Source organism: Pseudomonas sp. RL_5y_Pfl2_69, from assembly GCF_963970465.1.
Lineage (GTDB): Bacteria > Pseudomonadota > Gammaproteobacteria > Pseudomonadales > Pseudomonadaceae > Aquipseudomonas.
Genome location: NZ_CAXAOU010000002.1, coordinates 123,804 through 139,054, shown reverse-complemented (window position 1 = coordinate 139,054; position 15,251 = coordinate 123,804). Strand labels below are relative to the sequence as shown.

Below are 15,251 nucleotides of genomic sequence, written 5' to 3'. Positions count from 1 at the left end.
GGACTTAACCCCGCGCCTCTAAGCTTGCCGCCAGAATCGACAGCACCAACTGTTGAAAATCCAGACCCGCCGCCTTGGCCGCCATAGGCACCAGGCTGTGATCGGTCATGCCCGGCGCGGTGTTGACTTCCAGCAGCCAGAACTGGCCTGCGGTGTCCTGCATCACGTCCAGGCGGCCCCAACCGGCAATACCGATCGCCTCGCAGGCTTTCGCCGTGAGGTCCATGAGCTCTTGTTCCTTGGCACTGTCGAGGCCGCACGGGATTCGATACTGGGTATCGTTGGCCACGTACTTGGCGTCGTAGTCGTAAAAGGTGTGGGGCGTACCCAGGGCAATAGGAGGCAACACCTGGTCACGCAGGGTGGCGATGGTGAACTCAGGACCCGAGATCCATTGTTCAACCAACACTTGCGAGTCGTACTTGCTGGCATCAGCCCAGGCGACGATCAACTCGTCAACATTATTCACCTTGGCCATACCGATACTTGAACCTTCATGTGCCGGTTTGACGATCAAAGGGAAGCTCAGTTCCTTGGCTGCACAAATACAGTCGGCTTCGCTGCTCAACACGGCGTGACGCGGCGTTGGAATACCCAGGCTGTGCCACACCTGCTTGGTACGCAGCTTGTCCATGGCCAGGGCCGACGCGAGGATGCCACTGCCGGTGTAGGGGATGCCCAGGCACTCCAGCAGGCCTTGCATGCTGCCGTCTTCACCGCCACGACCGTGAAGGATGATGAACGCACGGTCGATCTTTTCGTGGGTGATGCGGGTGATGAAGTCATCGCCCACATCGATACCGAAGGCATCCACACCGGCGCTTTGCAGCGCACCCAGTACGGCATTGCCCGATTTCAACGAGACTTCACGCTCAGCGCTTTTGCCGCCGAACAACACCGCCACACGGCCAAAATCGGCAGGGGCAATGGTCGAGAACAGGTTGGCGTAGGCAGCAGTCATTTCAACTTTCCTTCACTGGTAGCAACAACAGCACCGGCGAACAGCGGGCTCTTGATAAGTTGCGGTGCCAGACGGCCGATATCGCCCGCCCCTTGGCACAACAGGATGTCGCCGGCGCGCAGCAGCGGCTTGACGATCGGCGCCAGCTCAACGCCGCGCTCGATGTAGATCGGGTCCAGCTGACCGCGCTGGCGGATGCTGTGGCACAGCTGGCGGCTGTCAGCGCCCGGAATCGGCTCTTCGCCGGCCGGGTAGACTTCCATCAACAGCAATACGTTGGCATCGGCCAGCACCTGGACGAAATCGTCGTACAGGTCACGGGTACGGCTGAAACGGTGCGGCTGGTAAACCATCACCAGACGGCGCTCCGGCCAGCCACCGCGTACGGCCTTGATGACCGCTGCGACTTCCGTCGGGTGATGACCGTAATCATCGACCAGCATCACGCTGCCGCCTTCAACAGGCAGCTCGCCGTACACCTGGAAGCGACGACCCACACCCTCAAAACCCGACAAGCCCTGAACGATGGCTTCATCGCTGATGCCTTCATCGCTGGCAATGCAGATGGTTGCCAGGGCATTGAGTACGTTGTGGTTACCCGGCATGTTCACCGACACGTCCAGCGGCTCGCGATCCGGGCGCAGCACAGTGAAGAACGTCTGCATGCCTTGCTGGCGAACATTGATCGCGCGCACGTCAGCCGCTTCACTGAAGCCGTAGGTGACGGTCGGACGCTTGACCAGCGGCAGGATTTCACGCACCACCGGATCGTCCAGGCACAGCACGGCCAAACCGTAGAACGGCAGGTTGTGCAGGAACTCTACGAAGGTCTTCTTCAGCTTGTTGAAGTCACCTTCATAGGTCGCCATGTGGTCGGCGTCGATGTTGGTGACCACTGCAACCATTGGCTGCAGGTGCAGGAAGCTGGCATCGCTCTCGTCAGCTTCGGCAATCAGGTAACGGCTGGTGCCCAGCTGTGCATTGGTGCCAGCTGCATTCAGGCGACCACCGATCACGAACGTCGGGTCCAGGCCACCGGCCGCGAACACCGAAGCCAGCAGGCTGGTCGTGGTGGTTTTACCGTGTGTACCGGCAACGGCGATGCCGTGGCGATAGCGCATCAGCTCAGCCAGCATCTCGGCCCGAGGCACTACCGGAATACGGCGCTCCAGGGCAGTCGCGACCTCAGGGTTGGAGGTATTAACGGCACTCGACACCACCAGCACATCGGCGTTGGCGGCGTTTTCGGCGCGGTGACCGATAAAGATGTGCGCGCCGAACGACTCAAGACGCTCGGTCACAGGGGATGCATTCAAGTCAGAACCCGACACGTCATAACCCAGGTTGAGCAACACCTCGGCAATGCCGCACATGCCCACACCGCCGATACCGACAAAGTGGATACGACGGATGCGACGCATCTCGGGTTGTGGCATAGCTTTTTGATTCTCAACCATTGGCCACCTCCAGGCAGATATCTACTACGTTGCGGGTCGCATCAGGTTTGGCCAGGCGGCGGGCATTGGCCGCCATGCTGTTCAGTCGTTCCGGTTGCATCAAAACCTCTGTCAGGCGTGCAGCCAGTTCGGCTGCGCCAGTTGTCGCTTGCGGCATCAGGAAGGCTGCGCCCTCGCGTGCCAAAAAGTCGGCATTACGGCTCTGATGGTCGTCAATCGCGTGGGGCAAAGGCACCAGCAGCGAAGGCAGACCGGCCGCAGCCAGTTCACTGACGGTCAGCGCGCCTGCGCGACAAACCACCAGGTCGGCCCAGCCATAGGCATGGGCCATGTCTTTGATAAAAGGCTGCACGTCAGCCTCGACACCGACCGCGGTGTAGCGCTCGGCTGTAATCTGGTCATGCTGTTTGCCTGCCTGATGAAACACGTCAGGCCGAACGTCAGCCGGCACCTTGGCCAAGGCTTCAGGCAACAATTTGTTCAGCGGTTCAGCGCCCAGGCTGCCACCCAGCACCAGCAGGCGCGCCTTTCGCCCTTCCAGTGCGGCCCGTGGCGCAAGGGTGAACAGTTCAGGGCGTACCGGGTTGCCGGTGGTACGCAGTTTGTCGCAGGCCGCGAAGGTTTCAGGGAAGGCTTCGCACACGCGACGGGTCATGGGCACAAGCAGACGATTGGCCGTGCCGGCAACCGCGTTCTGCTCGTGAATGATCACCGGCACACCGCAGATTTTGGCTGCCAGACCGCCAGGTCCGGTCACGTAGCCACCAAAGCCCAGCACACACACCGGCTTGAGCTGGCGAATGATCTTGCGCGCCTGAAACAGCGCATTGAGCAGCACAAAGGGCGCTTTGATCAGCGACAGTTTGCTCTTGCCCCGCAAGCCCGCGACATTGATCAGGTGCAGTTTGAAACCAGCAGGTTCAACCAGTTCGTTCTCGATACCACGGGGAGTACCGAGCCAGTGCACGGTGTAGCCCCGAGCTTCGAACTCGCGGGCGCAGGCCAGCGCCGGGAACACGTGGCCGCCGGTGCCGCCCGCCATGATCAGCACATTAGCGCCCATGGGTCGGCTCCTCATCGAAGTCGCTTTCTTTGAAATCGGTCTCTTCGCTGCCCAGGTGGGTTCGACTCTCCCACTCGATGCGCAGCAACAAGCCCATGCACACACAGCAAATCACCAGCGAGCTGCCGCCATAACTGAGGAATGGCAGGGTCAGGCCCTTGGTGGGCAGCAAACCGACGTTTACCCCGATATTGATCAGGAACTGGCCGATCCACAGGAACGACAAGCCATACGCCATATAGGCCGCGAAATACTGTTTGGCGCGCTCGGCCCACAAGCCGATGTACATGCCGCGAACACAGACGAATACAAACAGGCCCACGGTCAGCAACGAGCCGACTACGCCCAGTTCTTCAGCCAGCACCGAGAACACGAAGTCGGTGTGCGCTTCAGGCAGGTAGAACTGTTTTTGCACGCTGTTACCCAAACCGACGCCAAGCCACTCCCCGCGACCGAACGCGATCAAAGCCTGGGTCAGTTGGTAGCCGGAACCGAACTGGTCGGACCACGGGTCGGTGAAGGTGATCAAGCGCGCCATCCGGTAAGGCTGCGCCTGAACCAGAACAAACACCGCACCCACCGCCAGCGCCACCATCAGGGCGAAGCGGAACAGGCCGACACCACCCAGGAACAACATGGCAGCCGCCGCGCCCATCATGACAACGGTGGCACCGAAGTCCGGCTCCATGAGCAGCAGACCAGCCATAGGCAGTAAAACAATGAAAGGCTTGAAGAAACCCATCCAGCTCTCGCGAACTTCCTTCTGCTGGCGCACCAGGTAGCCCGCGAGGTAGATCACCACGAACACCTTGGCGATTTCGGAAGGCTGCACGTTAAAGAAGCTGAACCCGATCCAGCGCATGGAGCCGTTCACTTCACGCCCGATCCCTGGAATCAGCACCATCACCAGCAAGCCAAACGCACCGATCAGCAACAACCAGCCCAGGCGTTGCCAGGTCGCAATCGGCACCATCATGGTCATGATGCACGCGCCCAGACCGAGGACGATGTAAAACAGGTGGCGGATCATGTGGTACAGCGTGTTGCCCGACTGCAAGGCGGCAACTTCGGACGATGCCGAAGTAATCATCACCAGCCCAAGGCCCAGCAGTGCCAGGCAACCGGCCAGCAACGGGAAGTCGAGATCGATGCCACGGCCCGTGATCAGCGGCGAAGGATAAGGCTTGAGGATGCCGAAAATCATGCCAGCACCTCCACGGCACGGGCAAACAACTGGCCGCGCTCTTCATAGTTCTTGAACATGTCAAAACTGGCGCAGGCAGGCGACAGCAGTACCGCATCGCCAGGCTGGGCCAGCGCACGGCTTTGCTCGATCGCTTCGTCGAGCGAACTGACCCGCACCTGTGGCACCGAGTCGCCCACCGCCTCTGCGATCAAGTCGGCATCACGGCCCATCAGCACGACGGCACGGCAGTATTTGGCGACCGAATCACGCAGGCCGCTGAAGTCGGCACCCTTGCCGTCACCGCCAGCGATCAGGATCAGCTTGCCGTCCATGTCCATGCCCAAGCCATCGATGGCAGCCAGTGCTGCACCGACGTTGGTGGCTTTGGAGTCGTTGTAGTAGCTCACGCCATCGAGCTCGCGGATCCACTGGCAGCGGTGTTCAAGGCCGGTGAAATTGCGCAGGCTTTCCAGCATGGCATCGAACGGCAAGCCCACGGCATGACCCAGTGCCAATGCCGCGAGTGCATTGGCCTGGTTGTGAGCGCCACGCACCTTCAGTTCGCGAACTGGCATCAGGTTCTGAAATTCAAAGGCGAGGTATTTTTCGCCGTTTTCTTCACGCAGGCCAAAAGCCTTGAAATCCGGCGCACTGAGGCCGAAGGTCCAGCACGGCTGACCTTCACTCATCAGTGGGCGCGTCAACGCGTCCTGACGATTGACCACCACTTGCCTGGCACCACGGAAAATCCGGTGTTTGGCCAGGTGATAGGCAGGCAGGCCGCTGTAGCGGTCCATGTGGTCTTCGCTGACGTTGAGCACGGTGGCTACTTCAGCGCCCAGCTGGTTGGTGGTTTCCAGCTGGAAGCTCGACAGCTCCATCACGTACAGCTCGATGTCATCGCTCAGAAGATCCAGGGCCGGCGTGCCGAGGTTGCCACCGACCGCCACGCGCTTGCCGGCTGCCGCAGCCATTTCGCCAACCAGCGTGGTCACAGTGCTTTTGGCGTTGGAACCGCTTATTGCAACGATCGGCGCCTTTGCGTTACGCGCGAACAGGTCGATGTCACCCGACAGTTTCACGCCACGGGCCGCCGCTGCCTGCAGGGCCGGGGTCGCCAGTGCCAGGCCGGGGCTCACGTAAAGCTCGTCGGCACGGCACAGGAATTCGACATCCAGTTCGCCACAACGCACTTCCACTTGCGGGTAGTCACGGCGCAGCGTGGCCAGCTCCGGTGGATTTTCCCGCGTGTCTGACACGGCAAACGACACGCCCCGCTGCGCTAGAAAGCGCACCAGGGACATGCCGCTCTTGCCGAGGCCGACAACGATGCGGAAGTGGTCAGAAGCGATCAGAGACACAGGTTCTACCTCAGCTTCAACGTGGCAAGACCGATCAACACGAGGATCACGGTGATAATCCAGAAGCGGACGATCACGCGAGGCTCGGGCCAGCCCTTGAGTTCAAAGTGGTGATGAATCGGCGCCATGCGGAACACCCGCTTGCCGGTCAACTTGAAGGACGCTACCTGGATCACCACGGACAGGGTTTCCATCACGAACACACCGCCCATGATGAACAGCACGATTTCCTGACGCACGATCACCGCGATGGTGCCCAGGGCCGCGCCCAGCGCCAGTGCGCCGACGTCACCCATGAACACTTGTGCCGGGTAGGTGTTGAACCACAGAAATCCGAGACCGGCGCCAATCAGCGCACCGCAGAATACGATCAACTCACCGGCGCCCGGGACATATGGGATCAGCAGGTAGTCGGCAAATTTCACGTTGCCCGACAGGTAGCAGAAGATACCCAGCGCACCGCCCACCATCACGGTCGGCATGATCGCCAGGCCATCCAGGCCGTCAGTCAGGTTGACCGCGTTGCTGGACCCCACGATCACGAAGTAGGTCAGTACAACAAAGCCGATACCCAGCGGGATACTGGCGTCCTTGAGGATAGGCAGGATCAGGGTGGTTTCGACTGCGCTTGGTGCCGTCACGTACAAGAAGATCGCTGCACCCAGGCCAAACACCGACTGCCAGAAATACTTCCAGCGGCTCGGAAGGCCCCGGGAGTTTTTCTCGATGACCTTGCGATAGTCATCGACCCAGCCAATGGCGCCGAACAGCAGGGTCACGATCATCACGACCCACACATAACGGTTGCTCAGGTCAGCCCACAGCAGGGTACTGACAGTGATCGCAGACAGAATCAACGCGCCACCCATGGTCGGGGTGCCGGATTTGGACAAATGGGATTGCGGGCCGTCGTTACGGACCGATTGGCCGATCTGACGGTTTTGCAGGGTGCGGATCATCCACGGCCCCAGGCACAGCGACAAGGTCAGCGCGGTCAGCACCCCGAAAATCCCCCGCAGGGACAGGTACTGGAAGACCGCGAAGCCTTTGTAGAACTGTTGCAGATACTCCGCTAGCAGCAGCAGCATTAATGTTTCTCCCCGCTGGAACCGCACAAAGCCGCAACGACGTTTTCCATCGCAGCGCTGCGCGAGCCCTTGATCAAAATAGTGGTGTTTGTTTCGTGCTCAGCGCGAAGCGCCTTGATCAGGTCAGCCTGATTGGCGAAGTGACGAGCCTGGTGTCCAAATGCTGTGACGGCATGAGCCATCATGGGTCCCACCGCATAGAGCGCTGAAACTTTGTCGGCGGCATAAGCGCCTACTTCACGATGTCCTTGCTCCGCCCACTCACCCAGTTCGCCAATATCTCCGAGCACCAGGACGGTGCGGCCGGAAAAGGCGGCGAGTATATCAACGGCAGCGCACATTGAGGTGGGGTTTGCGTTGTAAGTGTCATCAATAATTCGCAGGCCATCAGCGGTCAGTTGCGCAACCGCGCGACCTTTGACCGGCAACACGGCTTCAAGGCCGGTTTTGATGCCAAACAACGAGACACCCAGGGCATGGGCTGCCGCTGCGGCCGCCAATGCGTTGGCCACGTTATGGTTGCCCAGCAGGTTGAGTTGAACCGGTTCGACACCCAGTGGACTGTGCAACTTGAAGCCCGGGCAACCCCGTGGGTCACGGGTCAGATCGCTGGCATGGAAGTCGGCCTGGGGGTTTTCCAGGGCAAAGCTCAGCACTTTGCGCCCCGCTGCACGGTTCTTCCAGATGGCGAATGCCTTGTCATCCAGGTTCAGTACAGCCATACCGTCAGCATCCAGGCCTTCAATGATCTCGCCCTTGGCTTCAACGATTTTTTCCGGACCGCCAAACTCGCCCACATGGGCTGTGCCGGCATTGTTGAGCACGGCAACATGAGGTTTGGTCAAGGCCACGCTGTAGGCGATTTCGCCAACACGCGAAGCGCCCAGCTCAATGACTGCAGCCGTATGTTCGGTGCTCAGTTCAAGCAGCGTCAGCGGCACACCCAGATCGTTGTTCAGGTTACCTTTGGTCGCCAGTACCGGACCACGGGTACGCAGAATGCAAGCGAGCATTTCCTTGACGGTGGTCTTGCCACTGGAGCCGGTAATGGCCGCAACCGGTTTGTCAAAGCCGGCACGATTGAGCGCGCCCAACTGACCCAGCGCTTCTCGCGTGTCTTTGACCACCAGCTGAGGCAGTGCCGACTCAGGCACTTCGCGCTCGACCAGGGCGGCAACGGCGCCCTTGGCAGCCACTTCATTCAAATAATCGTGACCATCAAAGCGTGGACCGGTCAGGGCAATAAATAGCTGCCCCTTGGTAATTGCACGACTGTCGATGCTGACGCCATTGAAGCGGCAGTCCGCTTCAACCAGGCGCCCCTGCAGGGCAGCAGCCACTTCACTCAGCAACAGAGGCTTAAGCATGGGCAGCCTCCCAGGTATTCAGGGCTTTCTCGGCTTCTACCAGGTCAGAAAAATCATGGCGTTCGCCGTTGATTTCCTGATAGTCCTCATGGCCTTTACCGGCCAGCACGATCACGTCTTCGGCGCTGGCAGCGGCGATCAATTGAGCAATGGCATCACCGCGACCAGCGACAAAGGTGACGCTTTGTGGCGCGGTAAAACCAACACGAATGTCATCAAAGATCTGCGCGGGTGCTTCTGAGCGCGGGTTGTCGTCTGTGACCAACACACCGTCAGCCAGACGCTCAACCACTTGCGCCATCAATGGACGCTTGCCGCGATCGCGATCGCCGCCGCAGCCGAACAGGCACAGCAATTTGCCTTTGGCGTGTGGGCGCAGAGCCAGCAATACTTTTTCCAGAGCATCCGGGGTATGGGCGTAGTCGACCACCACCAGCGGTTTGGTGCCGCCGCCCAGGCGCTGCATGCGCCCGACCGGACCTTCAAGTTTCGGCAGCACGGCCAGAATTTCATCCAGCGCGTAATCCAGACCCAGCAAGGCACCTACAGCGGCCAGTACGTTGCTCAGGTTGAAGCGCCCGAGCAAGGAACTGCGCAGAAGGTGCTCGCCTTGGGCCGTCACCACGGTGGCGCGAACGCCGTCGTCATCGAAGGTCGCATCGCGGCAATACAGCGTGGCACTACGGTCTTCAAGGCTATACGTGATCAGGCGCGAACCGTGCTTTTCAGCGGCCAGCTGGCGACCGAACTCATCATCCAGGTTCAGTACGCGGCAACGCAGGTCCGACCAGGCAAACAGCTTGGCCTTGGCAGCGGCATAAGCCTCCATTGTGCCGTGGTAATCCAGGTGATCACGGGACAGGTTGGTCAGCACGGCAACGTCGAACGCCAATGCGCTGACACGCCCCTGATCCAGGCCATGGGAGGAAACTTCCATCGCGACAGCCTTGGCACCGGCCTTTTTCAGGTCGGCCAACATGGCCTGTACGGCAATAGGGTCTGGCGTGGTGTGGCGACCGCTTTGCAGCGCGCCATAAAAGCCCGTGCCCAGCGTACCGACGATGCCGCAGTGCTGGCCCAGCAGGTCCAGTGCTTGCGCGACCAACTGGGTGACGCTGGTTTTACCGTTGGTGCCGGTCACGCCAACCAGATTGAGGTGACGGCTCGGCTCACCATAAAAGCGCCCGGCGATATCAGATAGCTGAGCCGCCAGACCTTTGACCGGAATCAGTGGAACAGAAGTGATTGGCAGTACATCTGCCCCCTCTACTTCATAGGCAACGGCAGCTGCGCCGCGTTTCAACGCGTCAGCGATATGCTCACGACCATCGAGCTTGCCGCCGGGTACCGCAAGGAACAGATCACCTGCGCGTACATTGCGACTGTCGAGAGTCAGTTCACGAATCAGCAGATCGTGGCCGGCGTGAGGAAAAATCTTGTTCAGGCTCAGGGACATTAGCCGCGCCCTCCTTTGGCTGCTGCCGCAGCAGCGGCTGCTTGTTGCTCCGCTGCCGTCGGCAGGTTATCCGGGGTCACGTTCATCAGACGCAGCGTGCCGGACATGACTTTGCTGAATACCGGAGCGGAAACCAGACCACCGAAGTAGCCCGCCTTGCTCGGTTCATCGATCACTACAACGATCGCGTAACGCGGGTCGCTCATGGGGCCGAAGCCGGCGAACAGGGAACGATAAGAGTTCACTGCGTAGCCTTTGACGCCGCCGGAAGATGTTTTACGCGCTGTACCCGACTTGCCGCCAACGTGATACGCCGGCACCTTGGCACGCCATACACCGCGAGGGTTTTCGATCACTTCCTGGAGCATGCCCTGCACCGTTTTGGCGACTTGTTCGGGCATGACTTGAGTCGCATCTACAGGCTTGTCCTTGTCAGTCTTGAGCAGGGTCAGCGGGGCAAGCTTGCCGTTGTTGGCCAGTGCCGAAAACGCGTGAACCAGCTGGATAGCGGTGACGGACACGCCGTAGCCATAAGACAGGGTCGCGGTTTCAGCCTTGCGCCACTCGCGGTAGTTGGGCAGGTTGCCAACACGCTCACCCGGGAAACCCAGGCCGGTGTCTTGCCCCAGGCCCATCTTGGCCATCTGGCGGAAAATCGCTTCGCCACCGATATCGAAGGCAACCTTGCTCATGCCCACGTTACTGGAGTTGATCAGGATGCCGGTCAGGTCAAGGACCGGACCTTCGGAACGGGATACGTCACGAATGGTGTACTTGCCCAACTGCAGGGTGCCCGGATAAACCTCTACCTTGTCGGTAGGCTTCCAGCGCCCGGTTTCCAGCGCAGCACTCATGGAGATCGGCTTGACCGTCGAGCCCGGTTCGAACACGTCGATCATGGCGCGGTTACGCATCATCGCCGGTTGCAGGTTGCGACGGTTGTTGGGGTTGTAGGTGGGCTGGTTGACCATGGCCAGAATCTCGCCGGTCTTCACATCCATGATCACCAGGCTGCCAGCCTTGGCGCCGTTCTCGACCAGCGCATTGCGCAGTTCGCGGTTAGCCAGATACTGCAGGCGCAGGTCAATCGACAACGCCAAGGTCTTACCTGCCTTGGCGTTTTTAGTCACTTGCACGTCTTTGATCAGACGCCCGCGCCTGTCCTTGATCACTTGCCGCTTGCCCGGAACCCCGGCCAGCCACTCGTCATAGGCCAGTTCGACGCCTTCACGACCTTTATCGTCGATATCGGTAAAGCCGACCATGTGCGCCGTCACTTCACCGGCAGGGTAAAAGCGGCGGAACTCTTCAATGCCATAAACACCCGGCACCTTGAGGTCGAGCACAACCTGGCCCTGCTCTGGGGTCAGGCCCCGAACCAGATAGATAAATTCTTTATTGGCTTGTTGCTCCAGGCGGGCCGTCAGCACTTTGGGGTCTTGCCCAAGCGCGTGCGCCAAGGCTGGCCAACGGTCTTTGGCAACCTGCATTTCCTTGGCGTTGGCCCACAGGGTCGTCACCGGCGTACTCACGGCCAGCGGCTCACCATTGCGGTCGGTAATCAGGCCACGGTGTGCAGGAATCGGGATATGCCGCAGGCTGCGAGCATCGCCCTGCCCCTTGAGGAAGTCATGGTCGATCACTTGCAGGTAAACGATCTGGCACGCGATCGCGCCTACCAGCAGTGCCAGCAATGCCAGCACCACACGAAAACGCCACGGGTAGAGCGCGCCTTCGAGTTTGATCATGGCGCCACCATTCGAACTTCTGCTGCGCCTGGAATGCGCATCTTCAGTTGTTCGCTGGCCAATGACTCGATACGGCTATGGGCGGTCCAGGTGCTTTGTTCGAGAATCAAACGCCCCCATTCTGCCTGCGCCTTGTCCCGCACACTCAGTTCCCCGTACAGGGTGTTGAGCAACTGACGGTTCCAGTGGGCACTGTAAGAAACGCCCACAGCCGAAACCAACACGCCAAGAAATAGCAGCAGCATGAAAAAACTTCCGCCGGGAAGTGGTTTGGCGAAGAGCTTGTTCAACGAAGCTTCTCCGCGACGCGCATTACAGCGCTGCGCGAACGTGGATTGGCTTTGAGTTCGGCATCGGACGCGGTCTGGGCCTTGCCGTGAATTTTGATTTTCGGAACAAAAGCGACGTGCTGAACGGGCAAGCCGCGCGGCAGGTTGTCAGGCTCGCCCTTGACCAGTTTGCGCATGAACAATTTGACGATACGGTCTTCCAGGGAGTGAAAGCTGATCACCACCAGACGGCCGCCGATTGCCAGGGACTCCAATGCAGCCTCAAGGCCAGCCTCAAGGTCACCCAGTTCGTTGTTCACGTGAATACGCAAACCCTGGAAGGTACGGGTTGCAGGGTGTTTGCCCTTTTCCCAGGCCGGATTGGCCACTTTCAAGACTTCAGCCAGATCACCGGTGCGCTCAAACGGCTTGATGTCTCGACGCTCTACCACCGCGCGAGCCATACGACCGGAAAAGCGCTCTTCGCCATATTCCTTGAATACGCGGGCAATTTCTTCCTGGGATGCCGTGTTGACGAACTCGGCAGCGCTGATGCCGTGGTCCGGGTCCATACGCATGTCCAACGGGCCGTCATTCATGAAGCTGAAACCGCGCTCCGGATCATCAAGCTGAGGCGAAGACACGCCCAGGTCGAGCAGTACACCGTCGACCTTGCCGGCCAGACCGCGATCGGCAATTTCGGATCCCATTTCAGCAAAACTACGCTGCACAATAACAAAGCGGCCGTCTTCGGCCGCTAGCGCTTGCCCTGTGGCAATCGCCTGTGGATCTTTATCGAACCCGAGCAATTGCCCCTCGGGGCCCAGCTTCTGGAGTATCAGGCGGCTATGTCCGCCGCGACCGAAGGTGCCATCCAGATAGCATCCATCAGGACGTACGGCGAGAGCCTCTACGGCTTCGTCAAGCAGTACGGTGATGTGGTTGAAGCCGCTATCTATAGTCACAGGATTAAATCACGCAGTTCGTCAGGCATCGCGCCCGGTTGTTGAATGGCTGCAAGGTCAGCGGCAGAAACAGCTTCCCAAGCATCCTCGTCCCACAGTTGAAACTTGTTTAGCTGGCCTACCAACATCGCGCGCTTATCCAACTTGGCATATTCACGCAAACGTGGCGGCACCAGAAAACGACCACTGCCATCGAGCTCAAGATCGACGGCGTTACCAATCAACAGACGTTGCAAACGGCGGTTTTCTTCACGCAACGAAGGCAGCGCCCGAAGCTTGGTTTCAATCAATTCCCACTCATCTAGCGGGTACACACATAAGCAGGGATCTACCGCATCAATGGTCACGATCAGTTGTCCGGAACTTCGCGAAATCAGCTCGTCACGGTACCGGCTCGGCATTGCGAGACGGCCCTTTGCATCGAGACTGATTGCGTTGGCTCCGCGAAACACTGATCGCATCTCCAAATATTAGCGTTTTACGTCTAGAAAACCCACTTTATGCCACTTTCCACCACTTATGCACACTATAGGAATGCGCCCACCACACCGTCAAGGAGCGGCCCACAGGAAAAGCCTTACATAACTGAGATTTAGGAGGGTAAATAGACGTAGAACAGTAAGCGGAGAGGTATTTTGACTAGCGACGCGCTGCAAATTCAAAGCCCTGGACTTCAAACTTAAAGTAGTTTGTTAAGAGCAAGAACTTTTCTGCATTACGTCGGAAAATTGTCTTACGAAAAATAGCGGGGGATAAACCGATTGCGAGTGTAGCAATCTGCTTGCAGGGCAAGCAGAAGAGAAAAAAAGGTGGAGAGTCGATCTGTAAGCCGGGTTCTGTCGTGAACAGTCATTCGTCTACGATGGCCATCACTGGACATCTTTAGCAACCTACCCGGTCCCAGCGCGGGCCACGCCTTGGGACCCTATTTGGTCTTGCTCCAAGTGGGGTTTACCTAGCCACGAACTGTTGCCAGTCGTGCGGTGCGCTCTTACCGCACCTTTTCACCCTTACCGGCGCCGAAGCGCTTAGGCGGTTATTTTCTGTGGCACTTTCCGTAGGCTCACGCCTCCCAGGCATTACCTGGCACTTCGCCCTATGGAGCCCGGACTTTCCTCCCCCCCCTAATTTTCATAGAGGGCAGCGACTGTCCAATCGACTCTCCGGCGCGAAGATTAACTGTACAGAGCGTATAGAACAAGCGTTAAACGCCGCAAGGCAGGTTGAATTGCCTGAGTTGCGGCCTTTAGTCACGGGGCAATACATACAAAGACATCAAAACGCCATCATTCGATATCAATTGTTACTCCGCCTTCTGCTTTTCAAGTGCAACTTGGTACAAGACGTTTTTGCGTTCACCGGTTATTTCAGCGGCAAGTGCAGCCGCACGCTTGAGTGGCATTTCTTTAAGCAGCAAGTCGAGAATACGCATCGCCTCGCTACTGACCACTTCATCTGTTTCTGGCGCAGTCCAGCCGGCAACCAGAACTACGCACTCGCCGCGCTGCTGATTAGTGTCGCCTTCAACAAATGCACGCAACTCGGACAGGGGCAAACCCTTGAGTGTTTCGAACGTTTTAGTCAACTCACGCGCCAGCAATGCCGGGCGCTCTGGCCCGAATACCAGCTCAAGATCTTGCAGGCACTCAAGAATGCGGTGCGGCGCTTCGTAAAAGATCAGCGTGCGAGGTTCGTCCTTCAGCAACTCCAGACGCGAACGACGTCCAACAGCCTTGGCAGGCAGGAACCCTTCGAAAATAAAGCGATCAGAAGGCAGCCCTGCCGCAGACAGGGCCGCGATCAAGGCGCAGGCACCCGGTACAGGCACAACCTTGACCCCCGCCGCTCGCGCCTGACGCACCAGGTGATAACCCGGGTCGGAGATCAGCGGCGTACCCGCATCAGAAATCAGTGCAACATCCTCACCGGCCAGCAAACGCTGGATAAAGCGACTGCCCTCATCACGTTCGTTGTGCTCGTGACAGGCACCCAGCGGCGTTGAAATACCAAAATGCTGCAGCAGGCGCAGGGAGTGGCGCGTGTCTTCGGCCGCAATCAATGACACGTCACGCAATACCTTGAGCGCACGCGCACTGATGTCGTCCAGGTTACCGATGGGCGTGGCCACCACATAAAGTGAGCCAAGAACGGAATTCAAATCACCTGGAGCAGTCAAAACGCACACCTCATAAGAGTTAAAGGCGCCATTGTAGCGCGTAGAGCCCTCTTGAACGCACCCACCCTGCAGGCCGCAGAACGCCATGCAGGCAAACTTTCACCTGCACAACGTACAGATCACATCTAAATTCAGGCTTTATTGCCTCTAACAT

The 15,251-nt window shown here is 58.9% G+C and carries 13 protein-coding genes and 1 other RNA gene; all 14 read right to left on the bottom strand.

The features are described from left to right. Positions 1-4: 4 nt before the first annotated feature. The 14 genes from AACY07_RS03875 to rsmI all read right to left on the bottom strand — a co-directional run bounded on the left by AACY07_RS03875 (position 5) and on the right by rsmI (position 15,106). Positions 5-961 (bottom strand): D-alanine--D-alanine ligase, encoded by a 957-nt coding sequence (locus AACY07_RS03875; protein WP_133078925.1) that lies wholly within the window; start codon positions 959-961, stop codon positions 5-7. After that, positions 958-2,418 (bottom strand): UDP-N-acetylmuramate--L-alanine ligase, encoded by a 1,461-nt coding sequence (gene murC / locus AACY07_RS03870; protein ID WP_326398460.1) that lies wholly within the window; start codon positions 2,416-2,418, stop codon positions 958-960. The genes AACY07_RS03875 and murC overlap by 4 nt, the downstream gene beginning before the upstream one ends. Beyond that, entirely contained in the window at positions 2,411-3,481 is a 1,071-nt protein-coding gene (gene murG / locus AACY07_RS03865; protein ID WP_326398461.1) for an undecaprenyldiphospho-muramoylpentapeptide beta-N-acetylglucosaminyltransferase, read from the bottom strand. The genes murC and murG overlap by 8 nt, the downstream gene beginning before the upstream one ends. Next, positions 3,471-4,685: a putative lipid II flippase FtsW gene (gene ftsW, locus AACY07_RS03860; RefSeq protein ID WP_405046739.1), complete on the bottom strand. Its 1,215-nt coding sequence runs from the start codon at positions 4,683-4,685 to the stop codon at positions 3,471-3,473. The genes murG and ftsW overlap by 11 nt, the downstream gene beginning before the upstream one ends. After that, positions 4,682-6,028, bottom strand: a complete 1,347-nt coding sequence (murD, locus tag AACY07_RS03855) for a UDP-N-acetylmuramoyl-L-alanine--D-glutamate ligase (RefSeq protein ID WP_339473515.1) — start codon at positions 6,026-6,028, stop codon at positions 4,682-4,684. Before murD ends, ftsW begins: the two co-directional genes overlap by 4 nt. A 5-nt stretch (positions 6,029-6,033) precedes the next feature. Continuing rightward, a complete protein-coding gene (gene mraY, locus AACY07_RS03850) occupies positions 6,034-7,116 on the bottom strand; it encodes a phospho-N-acetylmuramoyl-pentapeptide-transferase (RefSeq protein ID WP_133078920.1) in 1,083 nt (360 codons plus the stop codon). Then, complete coding sequence (locus AACY07_RS03845) at positions 7,116-8,483, bottom strand: UDP-N-acetylmuramoyl-tripeptide--D-alanyl-D-alanine ligase (RefSeq protein WP_339473513.1); 1,368 nt, start codon at positions 8,481-8,483, stop codon at positions 7,116-7,118. The genes mraY and AACY07_RS03845 overlap by 1 nt, the downstream gene beginning before the upstream one ends. Continuing rightward, positions 8,476-9,939, bottom strand: a complete 1,464-nt coding sequence (locus AACY07_RS03840) for a UDP-N-acetylmuramoyl-L-alanyl-D-glutamate--2,6-diaminopimelate ligase (RefSeq protein ID WP_339473511.1) — start codon at positions 9,937-9,939, stop codon at positions 8,476-8,478. Before AACY07_RS03840 ends, AACY07_RS03845 begins: the two co-directional genes overlap by 8 nt. Beyond that, a complete protein-coding gene (locus tag AACY07_RS03835; protein ID WP_133078917.1) occupies positions 9,939-11,687 on the bottom strand; it encodes a peptidoglycan D,D-transpeptidase FtsI family protein in 1,749 nt (582 codons plus the stop codon). Before AACY07_RS03835 ends, AACY07_RS03840 begins: the two co-directional genes overlap by 1 nt. Then, on the bottom strand, positions 11,684-11,977 hold the full coding sequence (gene ftsL, locus AACY07_RS03830; RefSeq protein ID WP_133078916.1) for a cell division protein FtsL: 294 nt from the start codon (positions 11,975-11,977) through the stop codon (positions 11,684-11,686). Before ftsL ends, AACY07_RS03835 begins: the two co-directional genes overlap by 4 nt. Then, positions 11,974-12,921 (bottom strand): 16S rRNA (cytosine(1402)-N(4))-methyltransferase RsmH, encoded by a 948-nt coding sequence (gene rsmH / locus AACY07_RS03825; protein ID WP_445261348.1) that lies wholly within the window; start codon positions 12,919-12,921, stop codon positions 11,974-11,976. The genes ftsL and rsmH overlap by 4 nt, the downstream gene beginning before the upstream one ends. Then, positions 12,918-13,373, bottom strand: a complete 456-nt coding sequence (gene mraZ / locus AACY07_RS03820) for a division/cell wall cluster transcriptional repressor MraZ (RefSeq protein ID WP_019408593.1) — start codon at positions 13,371-13,373, stop codon at positions 12,918-12,920. The genes rsmH and mraZ overlap by 4 nt, the downstream gene beginning before the upstream one ends. 357 nt (positions 13,374-13,730) lie before the next feature. Next, positions 13,731-14,084, bottom strand: an RNA gene (gene rnpB / locus AACY07_RS03815) — RNase P RNA component class A. 140 nt (positions 14,085-14,224) lie between these two features. Continuing rightward, the gene (gene rsmI, locus AACY07_RS03810) at positions 14,225-15,106 is read right to left on the bottom strand and encodes a 16S rRNA (cytidine(1402)-2'-O)-methyltransferase (protein WP_445261354.1); all 882 of its coding nucleotides are present in this window, start codon (positions 15,104-15,106) and stop codon (positions 14,225-14,227) included. Between the last annotated feature and the right edge of the window lie 145 nt (positions 15,107-15,251).

What these genes read in the sequence shown, in the direction of transcription:
- mraY (WP_133078920.1), bottom strand. Translation starts at nt 7,116, where the DNA reads ATGCTGCTGCTGCTAGCGGAGTATCTGCAACAGTTCTACAAAGGCTTC.
- AACY07_RS03875 (WP_133078925.1), bottom strand. Translation starts at nt 961, where the DNA reads ATGACTGCTGCCTACGCCAACCTGTTCTCGACCATTGCCCCTGCCGAT.
- AACY07_RS03840 (WP_339473511.1), bottom strand. Translation starts at nt 9,939, where the DNA reads ATGTCCCTGAGCCTGAACAAGATTTTTCCTCACGCCGGCCACGATCTG.
- AACY07_RS03845 (WP_339473513.1), bottom strand. Translation starts at nt 8,483, where the DNA reads ATGCTTAAGCCTCTGTTGCTGAGTGAAGTGGCTGCTGCCCTGCAGGGG.
- murC (WP_326398460.1), bottom strand. Translation starts at nt 2,418, where the DNA reads ATGGTTGAGAATCAAAAAGCTATGCCACAACCCGAGATGCGTCGCATC.
- ftsW (WP_405046739.1), bottom strand. Translation starts at nt 4,685, where the DNA reads ATGATTTTCGGCATCCTCAAGCCTTATCCTTCGCCGCTGATCACGGGC.
- murG (WP_326398461.1), bottom strand. Translation starts at nt 3,481, where the DNA reads ATGGGCGCTAATGTGCTGATCATGGCGGGCGGCACCGGCGGCCACGTG.
- AACY07_RS03835 (WP_133078917.1), bottom strand. Translation starts at nt 11,687, where the DNA reads ATGATCAAACTCGAAGGCGCGCTCTACCCGTGGCGTTTTCGTGTGGTG.